The 23,428-nt window shown below is 64.8% G+C and carries 25 protein-coding genes; 9 read left to right on the forward strand and 16 right to left on the reverse strand.

The features are described from left to right. Positions 1 to 60 precede the first annotated feature (60 nt). The gene (gene dapB, locus ASG57_RS31000) at positions 61 to 876 is read left to right on the forward strand and encodes a 4-hydroxy-tetrahydrodipicolinate reductase (RefSeq protein ID WP_024338648.1); all 816 of its coding nucleotides are present in this window, start codon (positions 61 to 63) and stop codon (positions 874 to 876) included. An 82-nt stretch (positions 877 to 958) separates the two neighbouring features. Further along, the gene (locus ASG57_RS31005) at positions 959 to 1,582 is read left to right on the forward strand and encodes a 2,3-bisphosphoglycerate-dependent phosphoglycerate mutase (protein WP_024338647.1); all 624 of its coding nucleotides are present in this window, start codon (positions 959 to 961) and stop codon (positions 1,580 to 1,582) included. 60 nt (positions 1,583 to 1,642) lie between these two features. Here the strand turns inward: ASG57_RS31005 and ASG57_RS31010 are convergent, their stop codons facing one another. Further along, entirely contained in the window at positions 1,643 to 2,539 is an 897-nt protein-coding gene (locus ASG57_RS31010) for a methylated-DNA--[protein]-cysteine S-methyltransferase (RefSeq protein ID WP_024338646.1), read from the reverse strand. Between the two features lie 55 nt (positions 2,540 to 2,594). Beyond that, entirely contained in the window at positions 2,595 to 3,128 is a 534-nt protein-coding gene (locus ASG57_RS31015) for a DUF2244 domain-containing protein (RefSeq protein WP_057198828.1), read from the reverse strand. Positions 3,129 to 3,150: 22 nt separating this feature from the next. Between ASG57_RS31015 and nth the strand changes: the two genes are divergently transcribed. Then, positions 3,151 to 3,903 carry an endonuclease III gene (gene nth, locus ASG57_RS31020; protein WP_024338644.1) on the forward strand — a complete coding sequence of 251 codons (753 nt, stop codon included), beginning with the start codon at positions 3,151 to 3,153 and terminating at the stop codon, positions 3,901 to 3,903. 31 nt (positions 3,904 to 3,934) lie between these two features. Here the strand turns inward: nth and ASG57_RS31025 are convergent, their stop codons facing one another. The 3 genes from ASG57_RS31025 to ASG57_RS31035 form a co-directional block, all read right to left on the reverse strand. After that, positions 3,935 to 4,666 carry a sulfate transporter family protein gene (locus tag ASG57_RS31025; protein ID WP_057198800.1) on the reverse strand — a complete coding sequence of 244 codons (732 nt, stop codon included), beginning with the start codon at positions 4,664 to 4,666 and terminating at the stop codon, positions 3,935 to 3,937. Between the two features lie 134 nt (positions 4,667 to 4,800). Continuing rightward, a complete protein-coding gene (gene nikR / locus ASG57_RS31030; RefSeq protein WP_024338642.1) occupies positions 4,801 to 5,253 on the reverse strand; it encodes a nickel-responsive transcriptional regulator NikR in 453 nt (150 codons plus the stop codon). 128 nt (positions 5,254 to 5,381) lie between these two features. Continuing rightward, on the reverse strand, positions 5,382 to 7,841 hold the full coding sequence (locus ASG57_RS31035) for a heavy metal translocating P-type ATPase (protein WP_024338641.1): 2,460 nt from the start codon (positions 7,839 to 7,841) through the stop codon (positions 5,382 to 5,384). 61 nt (positions 7,842 to 7,902) lie between these two features. Between ASG57_RS31035 and ASG57_RS31040 the strand changes: the two genes are divergently transcribed. Continuing rightward, entirely contained in the window at positions 7,903 to 8,178 is a 276-nt protein-coding gene (locus ASG57_RS31040; protein WP_024338640.1) for a metal-sensitive transcriptional regulator, read from the forward strand. A gap of 170 nt (positions 8,179 to 8,348) precedes the next feature. On the opposite strand, the gene ASG57_RS31045 is transcribed toward ASG57_RS31040, so the two are convergent. Further along, on the reverse strand, positions 8,349 to 9,326 hold the full coding sequence (locus tag ASG57_RS31045) for a YiiX/YebB-like N1pC/P60 family cysteine hydrolase (RefSeq protein WP_057198801.1): 978 nt from the start codon (positions 9,324 to 9,326) through the stop codon (positions 8,349 to 8,351). A gap of 192 nt (positions 9,327 to 9,518) precedes the next feature. Here ASG57_RS31045 and ASG57_RS31050 point away from each other — a divergent pair, with 192 nt between their 5' ends. Then, complete coding sequence (locus tag ASG57_RS31050) at positions 9,519 to 10,907, forward strand: flavin monoamine oxidase family protein (RefSeq protein WP_024338638.1); 1,389 nt, start codon at positions 9,519 to 9,521, stop codon at positions 10,905 to 10,907. 9 nt (positions 10,908 to 10,916) lie between these two features. Here ASG57_RS31050 and ASG57_RS31055 read toward each other — a convergent pair whose 3' ends face one another. From ASG57_RS31055 to rpmI, 6 genes are all read right to left on the reverse strand, one after another. Then, positions 10,917 to 11,687 carry a sulfite exporter TauE/SafE family protein gene (locus tag ASG57_RS31055; RefSeq protein WP_057198802.1) on the reverse strand — a complete coding sequence of 257 codons (771 nt, stop codon included), beginning with the start codon at positions 11,685 to 11,687 and terminating at the stop codon, positions 10,917 to 10,919. Positions 11,688 to 11,742: 55 nt separating this feature from the next. After that, positions 11,743 to 14,151 carry a phenylalanine--tRNA ligase subunit beta gene (pheT, locus tag ASG57_RS31060; RefSeq protein WP_057198803.1) on the reverse strand — a complete coding sequence of 803 codons (2,409 nt, stop codon included), beginning with the start codon at positions 14,149 to 14,151 and terminating at the stop codon, positions 11,743 to 11,745. Then, positions 14,148 to 14,618, reverse strand: a complete 471-nt coding sequence (locus ASG57_RS31065) for an endonuclease domain-containing protein (protein ID WP_057198804.1) — start codon at positions 14,616 to 14,618, stop codon at positions 14,148 to 14,150. The genes pheT and ASG57_RS31065 overlap by 4 nt, the downstream gene beginning before the upstream one ends. A gap of 86 nt (positions 14,619 to 14,704) precedes the next feature. Continuing rightward, positions 14,705 to 15,787 carry a phenylalanine--tRNA ligase subunit alpha gene (gene pheS, locus ASG57_RS31070; RefSeq protein ID WP_024338634.1) on the reverse strand — a complete coding sequence of 361 codons (1,083 nt, stop codon included), beginning with the start codon at positions 15,785 to 15,787 and terminating at the stop codon, positions 14,705 to 14,707. 216 nt (positions 15,788 to 16,003) lie between these two features. Beyond that, positions 16,004 to 16,363 (reverse strand): 50S ribosomal protein L20, encoded by a 360-nt coding sequence (gene rplT / locus ASG57_RS31075; RefSeq protein WP_024338633.1) that lies wholly within the window; start codon positions 16,361 to 16,363, stop codon positions 16,004 to 16,006. Between the two features lie 79 nt (positions 16,364 to 16,442). Next, positions 16,443 to 16,643 (reverse strand): 50S ribosomal protein L35, encoded by a 201-nt coding sequence (gene rpmI / locus ASG57_RS31080; protein WP_008539890.1) that lies wholly within the window; start codon positions 16,641 to 16,643, stop codon positions 16,443 to 16,445. A gap of 271 nt (positions 16,644 to 16,914) precedes the next feature. On the opposite strand from rpmI, the gene ASG57_RS31085 reads away from it, so the two are divergent. Then, a complete protein-coding gene (locus ASG57_RS31085; RefSeq protein WP_057198805.1) occupies positions 16,915 to 17,319 on the forward strand; it encodes a hypothetical protein in 405 nt (134 codons plus the stop codon). A 202-nt stretch (positions 17,320 to 17,521) separates the two neighbouring features. Here the strand turns inward: ASG57_RS31085 and infC are convergent, their stop codons facing one another. Next, positions 17,522 to 18,061 carry a translation initiation factor IF-3 gene (infC, locus tag ASG57_RS31090; protein ID WP_080654865.1) on the reverse strand — a complete coding sequence of 180 codons (540 nt, stop codon included), beginning with the start codon at positions 18,059 to 18,061 and terminating at the stop codon, positions 17,522 to 17,524. Between the two features lie 250 nt (positions 18,062 to 18,311). Here infC and ASG57_RS31095 point away from each other — a divergent pair, with 250 nt between their 5' ends. Next, positions 18,312 to 19,100 carry an alpha/beta hydrolase gene (locus ASG57_RS31095; protein WP_024338630.1) on the forward strand — a complete coding sequence of 263 codons (789 nt, stop codon included), beginning with the start codon at positions 18,312 to 18,314 and terminating at the stop codon, positions 19,098 to 19,100. A 101-nt stretch (positions 19,101 to 19,201) separates the two neighbouring features. Continuing rightward, positions 19,202 to 19,669: a nuclear transport factor 2 family protein gene (locus ASG57_RS31100; RefSeq protein ID WP_024338629.1), complete on the forward strand. Its 468-nt coding sequence runs from the start codon at positions 19,202 to 19,204 to the stop codon at positions 19,667 to 19,669. A 61-nt stretch (positions 19,670 to 19,730) separates the two neighbouring features. On the opposite strand, the gene ASG57_RS31105 is transcribed toward ASG57_RS31100, so the two are convergent. Genes ASG57_RS31105 through ASG57_RS31115 form a run of 3 tightly spaced genes read right to left on the reverse strand, consistent with a single transcriptional unit; the run spans position 19,731 to position 22,410 of the window. After that, positions 19,731 to 20,528, reverse strand: coding sequence for an acyl-CoA thioesterase domain-containing protein (locus tag ASG57_RS31105; protein ID WP_024338628.1), 798 nt, complete (start codon positions 20,526 to 20,528; stop codon positions 19,731 to 19,733). A 47-nt stretch (positions 20,529 to 20,575) separates the two neighbouring features. Beyond that, a complete protein-coding gene (gene queG / locus ASG57_RS31110) occupies positions 20,576 to 21,769 on the reverse strand; it encodes a tRNA epoxyqueuosine(34) reductase QueG (protein ID WP_057198806.1) in 1,194 nt (397 codons plus the stop codon). After that, positions 21,718 to 22,410, reverse strand: coding sequence for a glutathione S-transferase family protein (locus tag ASG57_RS31115; RefSeq protein WP_024338626.1), 693 nt, complete (start codon positions 22,408 to 22,410; stop codon positions 21,718 to 21,720). Before ASG57_RS31115 ends, queG begins: the two co-directional genes overlap by 52 nt. A 169-nt stretch (positions 22,411 to 22,579) precedes the next feature. Between ASG57_RS31115 and ASG57_RS31120 the strand changes: the two genes are divergently transcribed. Continuing rightward, positions 22,580 to 23,386 (forward strand): undecaprenyl-diphosphate phosphatase, encoded by an 807-nt coding sequence (locus ASG57_RS31120; RefSeq protein WP_024338625.1) that lies wholly within the window; start codon positions 22,580 to 22,582, stop codon positions 23,384 to 23,386. Positions 23,387 to 23,428: the final 42 nt, after the last annotated feature.

The raw sequence follows: 23,428 nt of genomic DNA on the forward strand, positions 1-23,428 counted from the left end.
TCCCCCTCGGTTGCCGGAACTGCCTGCCCCCGCTACAACGGCTCCGAAGAGGATCACACCATGTCCGACATGCGCTTGATTGTTGCTGGGGCCGGCGGCCGGATGGGCCGGGCGCTGGTGCGGGCGATTGCCGAGAGCAAGGGCGCGGTGCTGGCCGGTGCGCTGGAAGCGCCGGGCTCGGAGCTGCTCGGCAAGGATGCCGGCGTGCTCGCAGGCCTGCCGGCCAACGGCATCAAGCTGTCCGCCGATCTCTGGGCCATGTCCAGGGAGGCCGACGGTATCCTCGACTTCACCATACCGGCGGCGACGATCGCCAATGTCGCGATCGCGGCCGAGCGCGGCATCGTGCATGTCATCGGCACGACCGGGCTGTCCGGCTCCGACAATGCGGTGATCAAGAGCGTCACGAACCGCGCGGTGGTGGTGCAATCCGGCAATATGAGCCTCGGTGTCAACCTGCTCGCTGCGGTGGTCAAGCGCGTCGCCAAGGCGCTCGATCAGAACTTCGACATCGAGATCGTCGAAACACATCACCGCATGAAGGTCGACGCGCCCTCGGGCACGGCGCTGATGCTCGGCCAGGCCGCAGCCAGCGGCCGCGGCGTCACGCTCGACGACCATTCCGAGCGTGGGCGTGACGGCATCACCGGTGCCCGCAGGCCGGGCAATATCGGTTTCGCCTCCTTGCGCGGCGGCACCGTGGCTGGCGATCACAGCGTCACTTTCCTCGGTCCGTTCGAGCGCCTGACGCTGTCGCATCAGGCCGAGGATCGCATGCTGTTCGCCCATGGCGCGCTGAAGGCGGCGCTGTGGGCGCACGGCAAGCAGCCGGGGCACTATTCCATGGCCGACGTGCTCGGCCTGTCCGACATCTGAACACCCAGCATGACCCGGAAAAGCGTGACGCGGTTTCCGACAAGGTCATGCTCAGAACATGAAACCAAACGGAAAGCAGTTGATGAGCGAACGTCTTCTCGTGCTCGTGCGCCACGGCCAGAGCGAATGGAATCTGAAGAACCTGTTCACGGGTTGGAAGGACCCCGACCTCACCGAGCTCGGCGTGAACGAAGCCAAGGAAGCCGGCCGCAAGCTGAAGGCGCAGGGTCTCGTGTTCGACGTCGCCTTCACCTCGGTCCTGACGCGCGCGCAGCACACGCTTGATCTCATCCTCGACGAGCTCGGGCAGAAGGGACTGCCGATCACCAAGAACCTCGCGCTCAACGAACGCGATTACGGCGATCTCTCCGGCCTGAACAAGGACGATGCGCGCAAAAAATGGGGCGAGGAGCAGGTGCTGATCTGGCGCCGCTCCTACGACGTGCCGCCGCCCGGCGGCGAAAGCCTGAAGGATACGCTCGCGCGCGCGCTGCCGTACTACGTGCAGGAGATCCTGCCCGGCGTGCTCAATGGCAAGCGCACGCTCGTCGCCGCCCACGGCAATTCCCTGCGCGCGCTGATCATGGTGCTGGAGAAGCTTTCGCCCGAAGGCATCCTGAAGCGCGAGCTCGCCACCGGCGTGCCGATCATCTATCGGCTCAATGCGGATTCGACGGTCGCCTCGAAGCTGGATCTGGCGGGGTAATCCTGGTTGCGTCATTCCGGGTTCAGTGTTGACGCACTGCCCCGGAATGACGGTGGTCCTTCACTGCATCCCCAGCTGGCCGGCTTCCCAGCCCAGCATCGCCTGCTTGCGGGTGATGCCCCAATGGTAGCCGGTGAGCGTGCCGCTCTTGCCAAGTGCGCGATGACAGGGGACGACGAACGAGACCGGGTTCTTGCCGACCGCGGCGCCGACCGCGCGTGAGGCCTTCGGGCTCTTGATGTTGCAGGCGATGTCGGAATAGGACACGGCGCGTCCCATCGGAATTTTCAGAAGCGTCTCCCACACCCGCACCTCGAAATCGGTGCCGATCAGGACAACGCGCAGCGGCTGATCCGGCCGCCACAGCTTTGGGTCGAAGATGCGCGTTGCGAGCTGCGCCGTGCCGTCGTGATCTTCCACATAGGTGGCGTTGGGCCACCGCCGCGTCATGTCGGCGAGCGCGATCTTCTCCTCGCCGTGATCGGCGAAGGCAAGTCCGGACAACCCGCGATCCGTGGCGATCACGATCGCGGTGCCGAACGGCGATGGATGGAAGCCGTAGCGTAGCGTCAAACCGGCACCGCCGTTCTTCCATTCGCCCGGCGACATCGCTTCGTGGGTGACGAAGAGATCGTGCAGCCGGCCCGGCCCGGACAGCCCGGAATCGAGCGCCGCGTCAAGAATGCTGGCGGAGTCCCTGAGCAGGTTCTTGGCATGATCGAGCGTGAGCGCTTGCATGAACGCCTTCGGCGTGATCGAAGCCCAGCGGCGGAACAGATGGTGCAGCTCGTCCGGCGTGACCCCGGCCGCATCCGCCATCGCCTCGATGGTCGGCTGGGCGCGCCAGTTCGCCGAGATGAAGGCGATCGCCCGCCGCACCGAATCGTAATCGCGCAACGCGGCGTTCTGTGTGCCCGGCCTGGCCAAGCGCTGGTCATGTATCGCAAGGGTCATCATGACCGGGAATGTAGGAGAGCGAAGGGTTTGGAGCCACCCGATTTCCGACCGGGATTCAGGTGATCGGATTATAGGTCGGTCCACGCCTCGCGGCATTCAGAGCCTCAACCAAGCCTTTGTAAAAGCTTGCTTTTTCCTCAGGACCAAGAAAACGGGCGATCTGGATCTGGTGACCGCGCGAAACCAGATAGAGATGCTCGATGCCGTATTCCTCGTCGACCTCCTGGTCGAGCCGGACCCAGAGCGGATTGAACGTCCATTCGGCGACTTGGCCGCGGTGGCTGACACGGCGAACCCGCAATTCGGAAGGGGTCACCACGATCTCCTCGCGGGCCCGCGCGGCGCGGAAATTGGCCTTGAAGGCCCACCAGATCACGAGAACATCAAGGCCGAAGAAGCCGAACACCGGCCACGCACCCATCATCAAAAAAGCGAGGCCGGTGACGAAACTGACGACGCTCAGGAACAGCATCACGGCGAGAAAGCCGGTGCGGTTCAGCGAGCGGTGCGGCGTCAGCAGCGCCGAGAATATTTGCACGTCACGCGGATCCCCAGAAGCGCTGCGCTCAATTTCGTTGCCTGTGCTCATCATCCATCAGTATATCCCGATCATGGCGAAAATCACCCGCAAGCCGGTCACGCGCAAAGCGGCCGTGCCGAAGAAAAAGGCAAAAGCGGTGGTCGCGAAGCCCAACGCCCCCGCCAGGAAGACGCTGAAGGCGATAAGGCGTTGGACCCCGGCTGAGGTCCATGAGGCCTTCAGCCGTTTCCGCAAGGCCAATCCGGAGCCGAAGGGCGAGCTCGAACACGTTAATCCGTTCACGCTCCTGGTCGCCGTGGTGCTGTCGGCTCAAGCGACCGATGCCGGCGTCAACAAGGCCACGCGCGCCTTGTTCGAAGTCGCCGACACCCCGCAGAAGATGGTCGATCTCGGCGAGGAGCGGCTGCGCGAGTATATCAAGACGATCGGCCTCTACCGCACCAAGGCCAAGAACGTGATTGCGCTGTCGGCAAAGCTGCTCAGCGAGTTCGGTGGCCAAGTGCCGCGCACGCGCGCGGAGATCGAGTCGCTGCCTGGTGCAGGACGCAAGACGGCCAACGTCGTGCTCAACATGGCTTTTGGGGAGCACACCATGGCGGTCGACACGCACGTCTTCCGCGTCGGGAATCGGACCGGACTTGCGCCGGGCAGGACGCCGCTCGAGGTCGAGCTCGGACTCGAAAAGGTGATCCCGGCCGAGTTCATGCTGCATGCCCATCATTGGTTGATCCTGCACGGCCGCTATACTTGCCTCGCCCGCAAGCCGCGCTGCGAGGTATGCCTGATCAACGATCTCTGTCGGTGGCCGGAGAAGACGGTGTGAGACAGCGTCGAGCCGGGCGCCGTCACCGCACCTACCGCGCCGGCTCGATCAGCTCGGGCCGCGGGCCTGACAGGCGCTTGTGCATGTGGACCATCAAGGCCATCCCGAAGATCGGCGTCGCCAGATTGACGATCGGGATCGAGACGAAGGCGGCGATGAACAGGCCGGCCGTGAAGATCGTCGCGGCGTTGTCGCGCCGCATCGCCTTGGCCTCCTCCGGCGGACGGAAGCGCATGGCCGCCAGTTCGAAATATTCGCGGCCGAGCAGCCAGGCGGCGGCGAGGAAGAAGATCAGAAAACCCGCGCCCGCGAACAGCACCAGAGGCAGCGCTACGAGATAGATCAGGATCGTCAAAAAGGCGGTTTTGATGCCTTCGAGGATCGCCTGGCTGAACGGCAGGGCCACGCCCGGCCGCTCAGCGGGGTAATGCTCACGCTCGACGATGTCGGCGACATCGTCGACGAACAGGCTCGCTACCAGCGAGGTGATCGCGGGCATCAGGAAGACGCCGCCGAACACGACGCCGAAGCCCGCCGCGATCGAGACGATCCACGAGAGGATTTCGATCGAAGAATGCCAGCCCGCCCCAAGCAGGCCCTCCAGCCAGACCGCGCCATGGGTCGCAAACCAGCTGAGGAGCCGTTGCAAGCCAATCGCCAGCACGGTGATCAACACCAGCGCCAGCCCGATCGATCGCCACAGGATCGAGCGCATCGGCGGAGAGATCATTTGCGACAGCGCCTTGACGGCGGCATCCAGCATGGGGGCACCCTCTGAGGTCAACACTTCGCGAGAGGTAGACACCCGATGTCGTCTCGGCAAGGGAGGAGTGGGCCGCGGCAAAGGTGGCGCCATCTCCTGCTGACCCTCACCCTCCAGGGGAGGGTCAATCCAGCCTACTCATGCCGATGGCCGTGCCCGTGTTTCCGCCCCTTCGTCGGCTTCCCTTCCCCGGTCGGAATCATCACCACCCGGCCGTAGCGCACGCCGCGCTCGGCGATGATATGGTCGGCGAAATGCCTGACCTCGTCCGCCGACCCCTTCAGCGCCGTCATCTCCATGCAATTGTTGTCGTCGAGATGGACATGCAGCGTCGCCAGCGCGAGGTCGTGATGGCCATGGAATTCCTGCACCAGGCGTTTTGAGAGATCGCGGGCGGCATGGTCGTAGACATAGACGAGGCCGGCGACGCAGGGGCCGGTCTGTGCCGTGTCTTCGCTGGATTGCTGAAGCCCGGCGCGGGCGAGATCGCGGATGATCTCGGAGCGATTCTGATAGCCGCGCGCCTCCGCCGCGGCGTCGATCTCCGCCAACAGATCGTCCTCGATGGTGATCGTAATTCGCTGCATCAGATGCTCCTCATACGTCTCGCCGGTCCGGTGAACCGTAGCCCGGATGGAGCGGAGCGCAATCCGGGACGGGCCGATGTGTGGGCATGCACCCGGATGCGCTTCGCTCCGTCCGGGCTACGGTGTCCCTACAGCCGCGTCGTACGAAGCCGCAGCGCATTGCCGACGACGCTCACCGAGGACAACGCCATCGCCGCGGCGGCGATGATCGGGGAGAGCAGCAGGCCAAAGGCGGGATAGAGCACGCCGGCTGCGATCGGAATGCCTGCGGCGTTGTAGATGAAGGCGAAGAACAGGTTCTGGCGGATGTTGCTCATCGTCGCCTGCGACAGTTTTCGCGCGCGCACGATGCCGGTGAGGTCACCCTTGAGCAGGGTGACGCCGGCGCTCTCCATCGCCACGTCGGTGCCGGTGCCCATGGCGATGCCGACCTCGGCGGCGGCCAGCGCCGGTGCGTCGTTGACGCCGTCGCCGGCCATCGCGACGCTGCGCCCGGCCTTCTGCAGCTTCGTGACCACAGCGCTCTTCTGATCCGGCAGCACCTCGGCTTCGACCTCGGCAATGCCGAGCCGGCGGGCCACGGCTTGTGCCGTGGTGCGGTTGTCGCCAGTCAGCATGATGACCTTGATGCCTTCGGCCGCGAGCGCCTTCAGCGCCTCCGGAGTCGAGGCCTTGACCGGATCGGCGATCGCGAACAGGCCGGCAAGCCGGCCATCCACAGCCATATTGATCACGGTCGCGCCGTCACCACGCAGCCGTTCGGCCTCGGCGTCGAGCGATTTGGTATCGATGCCGATCGAGGTCAGGTATTTTGCATTGCCGAGCACGATGGTCTTGCCGTCGACCTTTCCGGTCGCGCCTTTGCCCGTCGGCGAATCGAATTGCTCGACTTGGCCAATGCTGATCTGCTTCTCCTTCGCCGCGCGCACGATGGCGTCCGCCAGGGGATGCTCGCTGGCGCGCTCGACGCTGGCGGCGAGCCGAAGAATGTCGTCTTCCGCGAAGCCGGCCGCCGGCACGGTCGCGACCACCTTGGGCTTGCCCTCGGTCAGCGTGCCGGTCTTGTCGACCACGAGCGTATCGATCTTCTCCATCCTCTCCAGCGCCTCGGCATTCTTGATCAGCACGCCGCCTTGCGCGCCTCGGCCGACGCCGACCATGATCGACATGGGAGTGGCAAGGCCGAGCGCGCACGGGCAGGCGATGATCAGCACGCTGACCGCGGCGACGAGGCCGAAAGCCAGCCGCGGCTCCGGTCCGAACCAGGCCCAGGCGCCGAAAGCAGCGAGCGCGACGACGATGACCGTCGGCACGAACCAGCCGGAAACCTGGTCGGCCAACCGCTGGATCGGCGCACGCGAGCGCTGCGCGTCCGCAACCATCTGCACGATCTGCGACAGCAGCGTCTCGCGTCCGACCTTGTCGGCACGCATGATGAAGCTGCCCGATTGATTCAGCGTGCCGGCGATGACCCTGGCGCCGGTCTCCTTGGTGACAGGCATGGACTCGCCCGTGACCAGGGATTCATCGAGCGAAGAGCGTCCCTCCAGGATGGTGCCATCGACCGGCACCTTCTCTCCGGGACGAACGCGCAAGGACTCACCGGCATGGAGCGTGTCGATCTCGACCTCATGCTCGCTGCCATCTGCGTCCACACGCCGGGCGGTCTTCGGCGCAAGCTGGAGCAGCGCCTTGATCGCACCCGACGTCGCATCGCGGGCGCGCAGCTCGAGCACCTGGCCCAGCAGCACCAGCACGGTGATGACAGCAGCGGCCTCGAAATAGACCGCGACCGCGCCTTCATGGCCGCGGAACGTGGCGGGGAAGATTTGCGGCGCGAGGGTGCCTATGAGGCTGTAGACGTAAGCGACACCCGTGCCCATCGCGATCAGCGTGAACATGTTGAGGTTGCGCGTCAGCAGCGACTGCCAGCCGCGGACGAAGAACGGCCAGCCGGCCCACAGGACCACCGGCGTTGCGAACACGAGCTGGATCCAGTTCGACAGCGTCGGATCGATCCAGCTGTGGGGGCCCGCCAGATGGCCGCCCATCTCCAGCACCACCGGCGGCAGCGACAGCAGGCCGCCGATCCAGAACCGCCGCGTCATGTCGGCGAGTTCCGGATTGGGGCCGGTCTCCAGGCTTGCGACTTCCGGCTCCAGTGCCATGCCGCAGATCGGGCAGCTGCCAGGGCCGACCTGGCGGATCTCGGGATGCATCGGGCAGGTATAGATCGTGCCCGCGGGCATCTCCGGCTCGGGCGCCCTCTCCTTCGCAAGGTATTTGGCGGGATCGGCGGCAAACTTGGTGCGGCATCCGGCCGAGCAGAAATGGAAGGTCTCACCGTGATGCTCGAACCGGTGCTTGGATGTCGCAGGATCTACCGTCATGCCGCAAACGGGATCGAGGACCTTCGCCGCGTCATCACCGGAGACATGCGCGTGATGATGGGCATGGCCGGCATGGTCCCCGTGCCCGCCACAACACGAGGACGCTGGCTTCGGCGTGGCTGGTGCGGCCTTGGCGGAACAACCGCAGCCGGAATGTCCGTCCACGTGATGTTGATGCTCATGCTCGCTGCTTGTCATCGCCTGCTCCGATCTCAGTTTCGGTCTTGCAACCCATACCCGGTAGGGGTATATAAACCGCATGCGCAAGGACATCAAGGCATCTGTCGGAAAACGTCTCGGCCGGATCGAGGGCCAGGTTCGTGGCCTGTCGAAAATGGTAGAGGAAGACCGCTATTGCATCGACATCGTCACGCAGATCTCGGCGGTGCGCGCCGCGCTGCGTCGGGTCGAGGAGGAAATCCTGAAGGATCACGTCGCCCATTGCGTCGAGCACGCCATCGCGAGCGGCGACAAGGCCGACCAGCGCGAGAAGATCGCGGAGTTGATGGCGGTGATCGGACGGGCGGAGCGGTAGCGCACGATCTCTCCACCGTCATTGCGAGGAGCTCTTGCGACGAAGCAAGCCGGACTGCCACCGTGGTGACAGCCTGGATTGCTTCTCTGCGCTCGCAATGACGAGTGTTGTGGATGGCTCGCGCCCCACTCACGCCTGTCGCCCCTGCGTTCGCAGGGACAACAGCAGTGTTATGCCGCGACCTCGCATACGTCTCCGCGGCGCCGTGCGCGGTAGGTCGCGTGTTCGCTCAGTTGCACGAAATGCGCGGAAAACGTGGTGCCCGTCTCCGCAAGCTGCGCGCTCACTTCTTCAGCGGGAATTTGAGCCGACGCCTCTTCGTCACTCGCTTCAGGAACGAGCGGCGGCGCCACGAACGTTTCTGGAAACACACTGAACGAGCCCGCTACCTCCTCGAGCGGCTTCTGCTTGTCGGCCCAGTGCAGGGCGGTGTAGTCGAACCCGTGCACGATGGTGGGTTTGACGACTTCGAAATAGGGCGAGATGTCGAAGTCGCGGGGCATGTACAGCGACGAATCGCGGATGTGCAGGATCTCGCGGCGGGCGGAGCGGCTGCCGGCCTTGGTGATCTTCGGCAGGATCGGATAGCGCACCGCGTCGAAGGCCTGCGCGATCAGCGCCGAGCAGATGATTTTGGTCGGGTCGCCCGAGCCGATGGCGATCATGCGCCGCCGCCAGCGTTGCGGTACCGGCAGCGGGAACAGGTAGCGCATCAGGTCGACGATGTTCTTGGTGTCGTAGCCGAAGCCGATGCGGTTGATCGCATAGCGGCAGACCGTGGTGCGGTCTTCATAGGACAGGCCGACCGGGCGGCAGACGCGGGTGTGGTAGGGGAAGTATTTCGACAGCGGCGCGGAGGTGACGCCTTCGCCGATATTGGCCTCGATCAGCACATGCGGCTCGCCGTCCGGCTCCTCCGCGCCCGCGACAGGGCCGACATAGAGCGCGGCATGCGACCAGGTCGACTGCGTCAGATACTTGATGATGCCGGAGATGCGGTTGTTGCCCTCGACCAGCAGAACGTCGCCGGGCTCGATGACGCCGCGCAGATGCTCGGGGTCGCTCGGCGTGAACGGCTCATAGCCCGGCACCTCCTTCGAGAGGTACGTGGCAATCAGCTTGCCGACCGAATCCAGGACCGTCCCCATGTCAAACTCCCCCCACGGCCTTTTCCGGCCGTCTTTTTCCCATCTCTATCATGGTCGAAACGTGTTGCAATTCGGTTCATCACTCCGTGAGGTCAAGCACGATTGATTCACCATGATGGTTGCCGTGCAACATCAGATGCGGCAAGGTTCGCTGGCTGTTCCCGTTCGCCGCAAGTCTCCGGAAACCATGACATGACAATCACGCGCCGCGGTTTCCTTGTCGCGTCAGCGGGTTTTGCCGCGCTGCCGGTCCTGCGCGCCACCGCAGCGCCCCTGCCGCGGGAGGCCGACATTGTCGTGATCGGGGCGGGGGCTGCGGGAATTGCCGCAGCGCGGCGTATCATGGCGACGGGCCGCAAGGTCGTGGTGTTGGAAGCGGCATCCCAAGTCGGCGGCCGCTGCGTCACCGACAGCACGACGTTCGACACGCCGTTCGAGCGCGGTGCGCGCTGGATGTACAACCCCGATACCAATCCGATGATCCGGCTGGCTCGCAGCGTTGGGCTCGACGTGCTGCCGGCGCCATCGGGCCAGAAGATGCGTATCGGCCGCCGCAACGCGCGCGCGGGCGAGACCGAGCAGTTCCTGGCGGCGCTGGTGCGCGCCAACCGCGCCATCGATGAGGCCGCGCGCGCCAAGCTCGATACGTCCTGCGCATCGGTGCTGCCGAAGGATCTCGGCGACTGGGCCGGCGCGGCCGAGTTCATGCTGGGCGCGAGCTTCGCCGGCAAGGACCTCAAGGAACTGTCCGCGATCGACAAGGGCCGCGCGCAGGACCGCAACGCCGCGATCGCCTGCCGCCAGGGTCTCGGCACGCTGATCACGAAACTTGGCGAGCAGGTGCCGGTGGCGCTGGCAACGCCGGCGAGCCGCATCGCGTGGAGCAGCCGCGACGTCAGCGTGGAGACACAAGCCGGCAAGATCGGCGCGCGCGCCGCCATCGTCACAGTCTCCACCAACGTGCTGACATCGGGTGCGATCAGGTTCGCACCCGACATCCCGAAGCGCACGCTGGACGCGGCATCCAAGCTGGGCCTCGGCAGTTACGATCGCATCGTGCTGCAATTGCCGGGCAATCCGCTCGGCCTCTCGCGCGACGATATCCTCGTCGAGCAAAGCAATTCGACGCGCACGGCGCTGCTGTTCGCGAATATCGGCGGCTCGTCGCTGTGCTCGATCGATGTCGGCGGCTCGTTCGGCCGCGATCTCTCCCAGCAGGGCGAGAGCGCGATGGTTGCCTTCTCGAAGGAGTGGATCACGAAGTTGTTCGGCAGCGAGGCCGCGGCCGCGGTGCAGAAGACCAGCGCCACGCGCTGGAATGCCTCGCCCTATGTCATGGGCGCGATGTCGGCAGCATCGCCCGGCGGCCAGCTCTCGCGAAAGATCCTGAGCGAGCCTGTTGGCAATGTGTTTCTCGCCGGCGAAGCCACCCACGAGACCTTGTGGGGCACGGTGGATGGCGCCTGGGAAAGCGGCGAGCGCGCCGCTGAGGCAGCCTTGCGCAAGATCGGCGCGCTGAAGAGCGAGCCCGCCGATGTGCCGACCCAGTCGACGAAGAAGCGCAGAGCGCCTCGACGGTGAGGCGGTGGTTTACCGCAAGATCCCGTCCAGCACCGGCAGCCCGGCAATCACAGCCATGGCGATCAGGGCGTAGCAGATGCCGCGAAACACTTTCTCGCTGGCGCGGCCGAACAGCGAGGCGCCGAAGGCGACGCCAAGCGCATAGATCGGGCCGACGATCAGGGAGAGCACCAGAGACTCACGGCTGATCAGACCGGTGGCCGCATAGCTGACCATGGAAAAGAAATCCGACGCGCCGAAGAACAGCACGATGTTGGCGCGCGCGACGATCGGTGGGATGGGGCGGCCGAGCCAATAGCCGACGATCGGCGGGCCGCCGGTCTGTGCGAGCCCGCTGCAGAAGCCGGAGAGGCCGCCGATGCCGACCGAGAGCCAGGCGTGGTCCTTGCCGCGATAGCGCCAGCCCGACAGCAGCAGGAGCAAGAGCGCTGCGACGAAACAGGAGATGATCCAGCGCGTGGTGACGGGCTCGAGCACGCTGAGGAAATAGGTGCCGACGGGTACGCCAATCAGCGCGCCGAGCACGATCACCGCCGTGGCCTTGCGGTCCGCCTTGCGCCAGGCGTCAGGCAGCAGCGGCGCCGCCGCGACAAAATCGATCACGAGCAGCAGGGCGGCAACGAGCCGCGGGGCGGCGATGCTGCTCGCCAGCGGCATGAAGATCAGCGCCGAGCCGAAGCCGGAGAAGCCGCGCGCGGTGCCCGAAACGAAGGCGACGGCGCAAAGTGCCATCGCGATGGCGAAGCTGACGTCCGTCGGGAGAAAGTCGGCGAGACTCATGCTCTGTCATTCTGGAGCATGATGCTGTCCGAAGACCGCTTCACGCCTTCCGGTGTCATGCTCTCAGAGTGCCGCCCGTCTTCTTCGTGACCTCGGCCACGATCTTGGCGCCGACGGCCTCGATCTCCTGGTCGGTGAGGGTTTTCTCACGCGGCTGCAGCGTGACCGCGATCGCAATCGACTTCTTGCCCTCATCGATGCCCTTGCCCTCGTAGACGTCGAAGACATTCACGCCGGTGATCAGCTTCTTGTCGATGCCCTGCGCCGCGCGCACGATGTCGCCCGCCTTCACGCTGCGGTCGACGATGAAGGCAAAGTCGCGTGATACAGGCTGGAATGCCGACAGCTCGATCAAGGGCTTGGCGCGGGTCGGCTTCTTCTTCGCCTCTGGAATGCGGTCGAGGATCACCTCGAACACCATCAGCGGCCCGTCGGCACCCAGCGTCTCCAGCGCGCGCGGATGCATCTCGCCGAAATAGCCCAGCACGTTCTGCGGTCCGATCTGGATCGTGCCGGAGCGGCCCGGGTGCAGCCAGCCAGGACCGCCGGCCACGATCTGAAGCGCCTGCGTCGGCGCACCGCTGGCGGCCAGCACCGCCAGCGCGTCGGCCTTGGCATCGAACACGTCAGCCTGCGCCGAACCCGACCAATGCCGTCCCAGACCTTCGGACGACGCAAGGCCGCGGCGGACGCCGCTCGCCGCCATGAACTGGTCCTGCGGGCGATCGCCCTTGAACAGCTGGCCGACCTCGAACAGGGCGACATCGCCAAAACCGCGATCGGCATTGGCCTGTGCCGCCGCGATCAGGCCGGCGAGCAGGGTCGGACGCATGTCGGAGAGATCCGAGGCGATCGGGTTGGCCACTTCGAGCGCGCGCTGGCCGCCGCCGAACAGCTCGGCGGCGGGCTTGGCGATGAACGACCACGTCACCGCCTCGACCATGCCGCGGCTCGCGAGCGCGCGCCGCGCGCGGCGGGTGCGAAGCTGGAGCGGGGTCAGCACCGGCTTGCGTGCGTCATCGCCGCGCTCGAACGGCGTCATCGGCACCTTGTCGACGCCGAAGATGCGGACGATCTCCTCGACGATGTCGGCCTTGCCGTGCACGTCGGAACGCCAGGACGGAACCGCGACCTTCACCACCGGGCCGGGGCCCGCCATCATGAAACCGAGATGGGTCAGGATGCGCTTCATCTCGGCCTGCGGCACCTCGATGCCCGACAGGCGCTTGACCTCGGTGATCGGGAATTCGATCAGGCGATCGTCGCCAAAGGCCTTGCCGACCACGACGGTCTCGGACGGCGCGCCGCCGCACATCTCCATCACCAGCTTGGTCGCGAGCTCGATCCCCGGCACCATGAAGGCCGGATCGACGCCCCGCTCGAAACGGTAGCGCGCGTCGGAATTGATGCCGAGCTTGCGGCCGGTCTGCGCGATGTTGATCTCGTTCCACAGCGCCGATTCGATCAGCACGTCGGTGGTGTCTTCGTCGCAGCCCGAGGCCTCGCCGCCCATGATGCCGGCGAGCGACTCGACGCCATGCTCGTCGGCAATCACGCAGATCGAGGGATCGAGATTGTAGGTGCGGCCGTCAAGCGCGAGCAGGCTCTCGCCCTCGCGGGCCCGGCGCACGACGAGATTGCCCTTCACCTTCTTGGCGTCGAACACATGCAGCGGCCGCGCGCGGTCGAAGGTCATGAAGTTGGTGATGTCGACCAGCGCGTTGATCGGGCGCAGCCCGATCGCGGTCAGCCGCTTCTGCAGCCATTCCGGCGACGGTCCGTTCTTGACGCCGCGCACGAGGCGCAGCGCGAAGCCGGGACACAAGGTGGCATCCTCGACCGTCACCTTCACCGGGCAGGGGAATTCGCCCTTGATCGGCTTGATCGTGGGGTCCTTGAACTTGCCCATGTCGGCGGCGGCGAGGTCGCGCGCGATGCCGTGCACGCCGGTGCAGTCCTGCCGGTTCGGCGTCAGGTTGATCTCGACCACGGGATCGCCGAGCGCCGCCCATTCGGCATAGCCGGCCCCGATCGGTGCATCCGCCGGCAATTCCATGATGCCGTCATGGTCATTGGAGATCTGCAATTCGGCCGCCGAGCACAGCATGCCGCGGCTCTCGACGCCGCGGATGGTGCCGACACCGAGCGTGATATCCTTGCCGGGAATGTAGGTGCCGGGCGGCGAGAACACGCTGACGAGGCCTGCGCGCGCATTCGGCGCACCGCACACCACCTGCACCGGCGCGCCGCCGTCGCCGGTGTCGACCATGCAGATCCGCAGGCGATCCGCATTCGGATGCTGTTCGGCCGAGATCACTCTCGCAATGGTGAAAGGCTTCAGTGCCTTCGCCTTGTCCTCGATGTTCTCCACCTCGAGACCGATCATGGTGAGCTTGTCGGCGAGCTTTTCCAGGGGCTCGTCGGTGTCGAGATGGTCTTTCAGCCAGGAGAGGGTGAATTTCATGGCTGTGCGCCTTGGCTCTTGTCTGTGTCTAAGAATTGATCTTGGTCGATGTCAGTGTACTCTCCCCCCTTGTGGGGGAGGGTAAGGGAGGGGGGTGAGCCGCGGGCGCCGGCGGAAGCTGCCTGGCGGATTGCCTCAACAACTCCCTCGAGGTTCGTCATCACCTGATCGTTGGTGAAGCGCAGAACCTGAAAACCCTCGGCGGCGAAGAAGGCGTCGCGACGCTCATCCTTCTTCTGACGCTCCTCGAAATCGTGGGATTCTCCGTCGAGCTCAATGATGAGCTTAGAGGAGAAGCACACAAAGTCAGCGATGTAGTTTCCGATCGGCGTTTGCCGCCGGATGCCGACACCATCCATGCGATTGGCTTTCAGGTAGCGCCACAGCAGTGTTTCATCGTGCGACATCGCTCGGCGAAGCTGCTTCGCCTTGCTGCGTTGACGCTCGCTCACAACTGCGTGCGGCATCCGCGGCTACCCCCCTCCCTGACCCTCCCCCACAAGGGGGGAGGGAACGGAGAGAGTCTGCGCAATCTCACATTGGATCACCGCCCTCACGAGCTCAGCCCTCCGGCAAGCGTCGGCACTTCGAGCGGCCTGAAGCCATAGTGGCCCAGCCAGCGGACGTCGCTGTCGAACAGCTGGCGCAGGTCGGCGATGCCGTATTTCAGCATGGCGATGCGGTCGATGCCCATGCCCCAGGCAAAGCCCTGGTACTCGTCCGGATCGATGCCGCAGGCGCGCAGCACGTTCGGATGCACCATGCCGCAGCCTAGAATCTCGAGCCAGTCCTCGCCCTCGCCGAAGCGGATCTCGCCCTTGTCGCGGCGGCACTGGATGTCGACTTCCAGCGACGGCTCGGTGAACGGGAAGAACGACGGCCGGAAGCGCATGTTGATGTGGTCGACCTCGAAGAACGCCTTGCAGAACTCGTGCAGGATCCATTTGAGGTGGCCGAGATGCGAGCTCTTGTCGATGACGAGGCCTTCGACCTGGTGGAATTGCGGCGTGTGGGTCGCGTCCGAATCGATGCGGTAGGTGCGGCCCGGGCAGATCACGCGGATCGGCGGCTTCTGGCTGAGCATGGTGCGCACCTGCACCGGCGAGGTGTGGGTTCGCAGCAGCATGCGCGAGCCGTCCTCCTTCGGATGGAAGAAGAACGTGTCGTGCATCTCGCGCGCCGGATGGCCTTCCGGGAAATTCAGCTTGGTGAAATTGTAGTCGTCGGTCTCGATATCCGGGCCTTCGGCGACAGAGAATCCCATGTCCGCGAAGATCGTGGTCAGCTCGTCCCAGACCTGGCTCAGAGGATGGATACGGCCGGCCTCGGCCGGCGCATCACGCAGGGGCAGGGTGACGTCGACAGTCTCGGCGGCGAGCCGCGCGTCGAGCGCGGCCGACTTCAGCACGTCGCGGCGTGCGGCGAGCGCCGTGGTGACCTCGTCCTTGGCCTGGTTGATCGCGGCGCCCTGCGTCTTGCGCTCGTCCGGCGACATCTTGCCGAGCGTGGCGAGCAGTGCGGAGATCGAACCCTTCTTGCCGAGGGCTGCGACGCGCACGGCTTCCAACGCCGCCTCGTCGGCGGCCGCGGCGATGTCGGCGATGATCTGGGCTTGAAGTTGGACAAGATCGGTCATGGCAATCCCTTTTGGCCAGGATGCTGAGCCGATGATCCTAGCCCGTCACGCCCGGCCCAAAAGCGCGAAGCGCGTCTTCGCGTTAGATTCGCCGGGCATCCACGTCGGAGAAGTGTGTTTGCGCAAGAAATGACGGCCGGGGCTTTAAGGCGCGAGATGCACCTCTGCCCGGGCCATCACAAGCCGAATGCTGCGCAGAGCACAGTGGAGGACGGCTTACGCCGCCAACGCGGCCTTGGCCTTCTCGGCGATCGCCTGGAACGCGGCGGGCTCGCGAACCGCGAGATCCGACAGCACCTTGCGGTCCACGGTGATCCCGGACTTGGCCATGCCGTCGATAAATCGGCTGTAGGTCAGGCCGAACGGACGGACTGCCGCGTTGATGCGCTGGATCCAGAGCGCGCGGAACGTCCGCTTCTTGCGCTTGCGGTCACGGAAGGCATATTGCATCGCCTTCTCGACGGCCGGCTTGGCGGCGCGGATGGTGTTCTTGCGGCGGCCGTAGAAACCCTTGGCGGCCTTGTAGACTTTCTTGTGCTTGGCGTGGGCGGTCACACCGCGTTTGACGCGAGACATGACGAAATCCTTCAGAGATGACTTTGGTTATCGGATTGCCGCGGGATGCGCGGCAGAGTGGCAGTGATCGTGGACGCGATCAGGCGTTCGGCAAGAAGTACTTCTTGACGTTGTCGCCGTCGGTCTTGAACAGCACGCGGGTGCCGCGGAGCTGACGGATCTGCTTCTTCGTCCGCTTGATCATGCCGTGACGCTTGCCGCGCTGGGCGTGCATCACTTTGCCGGTGGCAGTCACCTTGAAGCGCTTTTTAGCGCCCGATTTGGTCTTCAGCTTGGGCATTTGGCTCTCCTAATGGCCACAGGGATCCGCCCGCGAAGGCGGCTGGACCGTCAAAAATGCTCGTTAGAGCGTTGATTGTGCTTAGGTTTTGCGAACGAGCGCGAAACCCCGCACGAGACACCGCCACGGCAGCCCTTAATCAGCCGGGCGATGAAGGCTGGGCTTATGACAGAGGATCGGCGAAATGGCAACGATGAACCCGCGGAACAGGCCCGGAGACTATCGGCTGTCGCCACCTCATGCCCCCAGTCGCACCCGGAGCAGGACCAAAATGGCCCATTTCCCGCAATCGATCTCCTCTTTGCCGACCCTTGGCCGCCCGCGTCGCCTGGCGCTGCTCGCCGTGCTTGCCGCGGCCGCGCTGCCGTCGACCGCCGATGCCCGTGTCCGCGGCTATGACGGCATCTGGAACGTCACCTTCGCCACCACGCGGGGAAATTGCAGCTCGGGCTACAGCGTCCCCTTCACGGTAACCGGCAGCCGCGTCTCGTCCGCCGGCGGCGGCCGCGTCTCGGGCAGGGTCAATCGTTCCGGCGCCGTCGCCGTCCAGGTCTCGGTCGGCGCCTCCCATGCCAGCGGCGGCGGCCGCCTCGGTGGCATGAACGGCACGGGATCGTGGAAAGGCGTCATTTCCGGCGACCAGTGCAGTGGCATCTGGCAGGCAACGCGCACGTAGTCGCCAGGAAGCTGGTGCGCTCCCTCCTCCGCTTGCGAGGATGGCTGGGCAGAGGGTGTCTCGCAAGCGAGAGCCCGGAGGGGTAAGAACCTTCCCCCACGCCTTGGGCGCGACCTCTCTCGGGAGCGGGAGAGGTGAACAACAAAACGGCCCGCCGGAGATCCGGACGGGCCGTTGAACTCTCAGTCCCAACACACCGGCGTCAGCGCGGCGCGAGCACCATGACGACCTGGCGGCCTTCAAACCGCGCGTCCTGCTCGACCTTGGCGAGCTCGGCGACGTCGGTCTTGATCTTGTCCAGCAGCTTGGTGCCGATCTCCTGATGCGCCATTTCGCGGCCGCGATAGCGCAACGTGATCTTGACCTTGTCGCCCTCTTCGAAGAATCGCTGCATCGCGCGCATCTTCACGTCGTAATCGTGGTCGTCGATCATCGGGCGGAGCTTGATCTCCTTGATCTCGACGGTCTTCTGCCGCTTGCGGGCTTCCGCGGCTTTCTTTTGAGCGGAATACTTGTACTTCCCGTAGTCCATGATCTTGCAGACGGGAGGGCTGGCATTCGGCGAAATCTCGACCAGATCCATGCCGACTTCCTGAGCCATCCGGATGGCGAGGACGGTCTCGACCGTGCCCTTGTTCTCACCGGTCTGGTCGATCAGCTGGATCTGCGCATTGCGGATATCATCATTGATGCGCGGCCCGTCTTTGCTGGCAGCGGGCGGAGCTTTATTAGGACGGCGAATGGGTGGTTCTCCAAAGTTGTGAAGGAAGCGGCTATCTTGAAGGAAGATGCGTTTGCCGGCAAGCAAGTCGCTCGTGCGAGGCGCGAAAAACCCTCAAATGCGAGGCATTTTGGCCACGCCTGGGCACGCTGACGACATAGACACCTTGCTTCTGTTCCGCAAGCGTCCCAAACGGCCAATGTCGGCATCGGGCTGCGTCGTGGCGGCACGCCCGGTTCAGTTCAAACCGCATAGCCAGAGTAAACGTTCCATGACGGATATAATTCCAGATGCCGTGCTCGACTTCATCGATGTGGGCGAGGGCCCGTGCACACGCAGGATCGCCGTGCGCAGTCGGCGTGGACAGGGGCCCGGACTGTTCTGGCTCGGCGGCTTCAAGTCGGACATGCAGGGTAGCAAGGCCTTGGCGCTGGATGCCTGGGCCAGGGATCACGGCCGCGCCATGGTCCGGTTCGACTATTCGGGCCACGGCGAATCCGGCGGCGACTTCGTCGATGGAACCATTGGACGCTGGCTCGAAGATAGCGTTGCGGTGTTCGAGCGCTTCTGCGAGGGCCCGCAGGTCCTGATCGGCTCCTCCATGGGCGGCTGGATGGCGCTGCTGCTCGCGCGCGAAATCAAGAAACGTCCTGCCAAGGCGTCGCTGGCCGGGCTCGTGCTGATCGCGCCTGCGCCCGACTTCACCGAGGAACTGATGTGGAAGACTTTTCCGCCGGCGGTGAAGAAGGAGATCGAGACCAAGGGCGTCTGGCTGCGGCCGTCGGAATACGACGACGGCTCGCCCTATCCGATCACGCGGAACCTGATCGAGGAGGGCCGCAACCACCTCGTGCTCGGCAGCGCCATCGATCTCGGTTGCCCTGTCCGCATCCTGCAAGGCGCAAGGGATCCGGACGTGCCCTGGCAGCACGCTTTCGCATTGACGCACCGTCTGCCCGCTGACGACGTCGTACTGACCATGATCCAGGACGGCGATCACCGCCTCTCCCGCCCGCAGGATATCGCGCGCATCCTTGCGGCGGTGGCGGAGATCGGGTGAGATAAACCTCCCGAGCGAATGTGTTTCGACGAGCGGAGCTGCCCTCTCCCAAAAGGGGAGAGGGCACAAAAACACAAAAAGAAGCACTGGGAGGCAAGCTAATGACCACCACCGCCCTGCTGCGCGCCTTCTGCGATGCGGTCGAGCAGCGCAACGGCCGCGCCTTTGCCGAACTCTTCACCGAGGACGGCGTCTATCACGACGTCTTCTACGGCGCCTTCGAAGGCCGCGAGAAGATCGCCGCGATGATCGACGACTGGTTCTACCGCACGGCGACCGACTTCCGCTGGGACATGCACCACCCCGTCACCGACGGCACCACGCTCTATGCGCGCTACACGTTCAGCTACAAGTCAACCCTGCCGGAGGCGAACGGCGCGCGCGCGATGTTCGAGGGCGTGGCGATCATGACGCTGCGCGACGGAAAGATTGCGAGCTATCACGAGGTCGCCAACACCGCGCCGGCGTTCGTCGACTTGAAATTCGCACCGGAACGGATTGCGAAGATCGTGGCCAAGCAAGGCGCCGAACTGAAGGCGCGCCCCGAGATGCAGCGGCATCTGGGTTAGGGTCTCTCCACTCGTCATTCCGGGGCTCACGCTACGCGTGCCCCGGAATGACGACGGTGAGTTATCGCTTCGACGGATTTGCCATCGGCTTGCGCTGCGCCAGCGCGGCGACCGTGGCCGTGCCGATCGGGCCCTGTTCGTCATAGAGCCAGCATTCGCCGATCGCGACGCCATCGGTGGCGTGGTGGTTCACGACCTCGAAGCCGATCCATTCAGTGACCGGCAGGCGGTGCAGATAGATCGTGACGTCGCTGTTGATGTAGCCGAGCCCCTTGTCGCCCGCATTCGCAAACGGGCTGGCGAAATCGGCGCCGGTCGCGACATGGACGAACGGGGTCATCGGCACGCCCGCAACGAGCTCGCGCACCTCGCTCATCCAGAGCCGGCGCGGTCCGAGCGAGCCCATATGGCCGATGATGGGGCGCGTTGCCCATTTGCCGTTCATGCCGAGCCTGGGATCGGTTGGCTTGGGAATCTCGGCCGGCTTCGGCGCGTCCCAGTTCGGCGGCGACCAGACATTGCCTTCGGGATTTTGTGTCTTGCGCAGCAACTGGCACGAGGCGCGCGCCATGCCGACCCCGCCGGAAAAGAATTCCGCTTCCACCACGCGTATTCGCAGTCCGTCGCGGACCAGGCGCGTCGTCACTTCGATCGGCTTATCGATGGTCGGCAGCCGAAACATGTCGACGGTGAGCCGCGCCGGCACGAATTCAGGACCGGAATGGCGCTCTTCGATGACGAAGCCGAGCAGCCCGATGATGACGCGCCCGTGCAGCGATGTCGGATCCCAGGGACCATTGGCGACTTCCGTCGGATGGAATGTGTCGCCGTCGCGGGTGAAGAAAGGCATGTTTGTCATGCGTGCGAGATTGCGGGAATGGATGGGGAAATCAAGGTCCACGATCCTCATGGCGAGGAGCCGGCAGTGCTTTCTGCTTGCCACTCCTCGCGAACGCTCTCGTCGTGCTCGAGTTCGAGAGCGTGCAGCCTCAGCACCTCGAACTCCTCCCGCGCCACCAGCTGCCGCAGCGCCCACACCGCAGCCCCGCGCACCAGCGGATTCTCATCGTCCAGCAATCGTCGCGCCTCGTCCGCCAGGGACACGTCACCCGAGTTGCCGGTCGCAATCAGCACGTTACGCAAGAACCGGTCGCGGCCGATGCGCTTGACCGGTGATTTCGTGAACAGCGCGCGAAACGCCCCCTCGTCGAGCCGTGCCAGTTCGGCGAGCGCAGGCGCGCGCAACTCGTCGCGGGCCGCGAGCTTCGCCTCGCGCCCCTCCCGTGCGAACTTGTTCCAGGGACATGCGGCAAGACAATCATCGCAACCATAGATGCGATTGCCGATCGCTTTGCGGAATTCGCGCGGGATCGGCCCCTTGTTCTCGATGGTGAGGTAAGAGATGCAGCGCCGCGCATCGAGCTTGTATGGCGCGGGGAATGCCGCCGTCGGGCAGATGTCGAGGCAGGCCCGGCAGGAGCCGCAATGATCGATCTCCGCATCGTCGCGCGGCAGCTCGAGCGTGGTGTAGATCGCGCCGAGAAAAAGCCACGAGCCGAACTCGCGCGAGACCAGATTGGTGTGCTTGCCCTGCCAGCCCAGATGCGCGGCCTGGGCGAGCGGCTTCTCCATCACGGCGGCGGTATCGACGAATACCTTCACCTCGCTGGGTGCGGTCGCGACCAGCCAGCGCGCCAGCGCCTTCAGCCGCTTCTTGATCAGGTCGTGATAGTCGTCGCCCTGCGCATAGACCGAGATCGCAGCGCGCGTGCGCTGCCTCAGAACCGCCAGCGGATCCCGGTCGGGGCCGTAATTGACGCCGAGCATGATCACGCTGCGCACGTCGCTCCACAGCCCGCGCGGATCGACGCGGCGCTCGGGCTGGGCTGCGAGCCAGTCCATGTCGCCATGGCCGCCCGATGCGATGAATTCGAGGAAGTAGTTCCCGGCGCTCTCGATCGTGCCCGGCGCGGTGACGCCGATGCAGTCGAAGCCGAGCGCGCGCGCTTCGCGGGCAAGCGCGGTCTTCAGTTCAGTCGGATCGGAGCTCAGAAATCCAGGTCCACGTAGGTCCGCGACGCCGGCACGCCCGCCAGCCATTCGCTCAGCAGCGGACGGAACGACGGGCGGGACTTCACCCGCGCGTACCACGCCTTTGCTGCGTCGTCCTCGCTCCATGGCACGTCGCCCAGATAGTCGATCGCCGAAAGATGGGCCGCGGCGGCGAGATCCGCGTAGGTGAGCCGGTCGCCGGCGAGGAAATTGCGGGTCTGTGCCAGCCAGCCGATATAGGCCAGATGATAGCGCACATTGGCTTTTGCTGCGCGCATCACGTCGGCCGAAGGCGGGCCGCCGCCGTTCTCCTCGCTCATGAAGCGCTTGTAGATGCGCTCGGTGACGAGAGGGTGCGAGACCTCCTCGAAGAACTTTTCATTGAACCAGGCCATCAGCCGGCGCACCTCGACGCGCCCGGCAAGCGTTTCCGGCATCAGGCGCTTTGGCCCCATCTCGGCGCCATAGGCCTCGTCGACATATTCGGCGATGATCGCCGCGCCCGGGATCGGCGGCTGCTCGTCATCCACCACGACGGGCGTGGTGCCGGCCGCATTGAGCAGCAGAAATGCCTCGCGCCGTTCCCAGCTGCGCTCTTCGATCAGCTTCAGGTCGAACCCGTATTCGCCCGCGATCAAGCGGACGAAGCGCGAATGCGGACAGAACGGATGATGATACAGCGTAAACATGAAGCCTTTGACTATTTGATGGTGCTTAAGAATCCATCAATGTTTGTGCGGCGCCACACTAGTCCCTCAAAACCGCGAAGCAAGGGCGTGATTTCGCATTTTGCGATTGCAGCGTGGGAACGAATGGGCGAGAAGAGCCCCGCTTTTCCAGCCGAAATGGACCGTAAATATGTCAGACGCAATACGGGCAGTGATCCTCGGCATCATAGAGGGTGTGACCGAGTTCCTTCCCGTATCTTCGACCGGTCACCTCTTGCTGGCGGAGCGCTTCTTTCATCTCGGCGAGGGCGCGTTCTGGGATTCGTTTACGGTTCTGATCCAGCTCGGCGCGATTCTCGCGATCGTCGGTCTGTATTTCAGGAAGCTGTGGGACGTTGCGATCGGTCTGTTTACCGGCGACGCCTATGCGCGGCGCTTCGTGATCGGTGTGCTGGTGGCGTTTCTGCCCGCCGTGATCGTCGGCCTTGTCGCCGGCAAGTACATCAAGAGCCTGCTGTTCAATCCGTGGGTCATCTGCTTCACGCTGATCGTCGGCGGCGCCGTCCTGCTCTGGGTCGACAAGCTCGATCTCAAGCCGCGCGAGCATGACGCCACCAAGTTTCCTCTGCTGACGTATCTCTATATCGGCATCGCGCAGTGCGTGGCGATGATCCCTGGCGTGTCGCGCTCCGGCGCCAGCATCGTTGCGGCAATGCTGCTCGGGGCCGACAAGCGCGCAGCGGCGGAGTTCTCGTTCTTCCTTGCCATCCCCACCATGATCGGCGCCTTCGCCTACGACTTCTACAAGAGCCGGGCCGAGATGACGATGGACCACATCAACATCGTCGCGATCGGCTTCGTGGTGTCGTTCATCACCGCCATCATCGTGGTGAAGACGTTCCTGACCTATGTCACCCGCCACGGCTTCGTGGTGTTCGCCTGGTGGCGCGTCATCGTCGGCACGCTCGGCCTGATCGCGCTGGCGCTGGGACGGTAGATTTCGGGCCGGTGGTCCGGATGCAGTGAAGCGTAACCCGGG

The organism is Bradyrhizobium sp. Leaf396, assembly GCF_001424605.1.
Taxonomy (GTDB): Bacteria; Pseudomonadota; Alphaproteobacteria; order Rhizobiales; family Xanthobacteraceae; genus Bradyrhizobium; species Bradyrhizobium japonicum_C.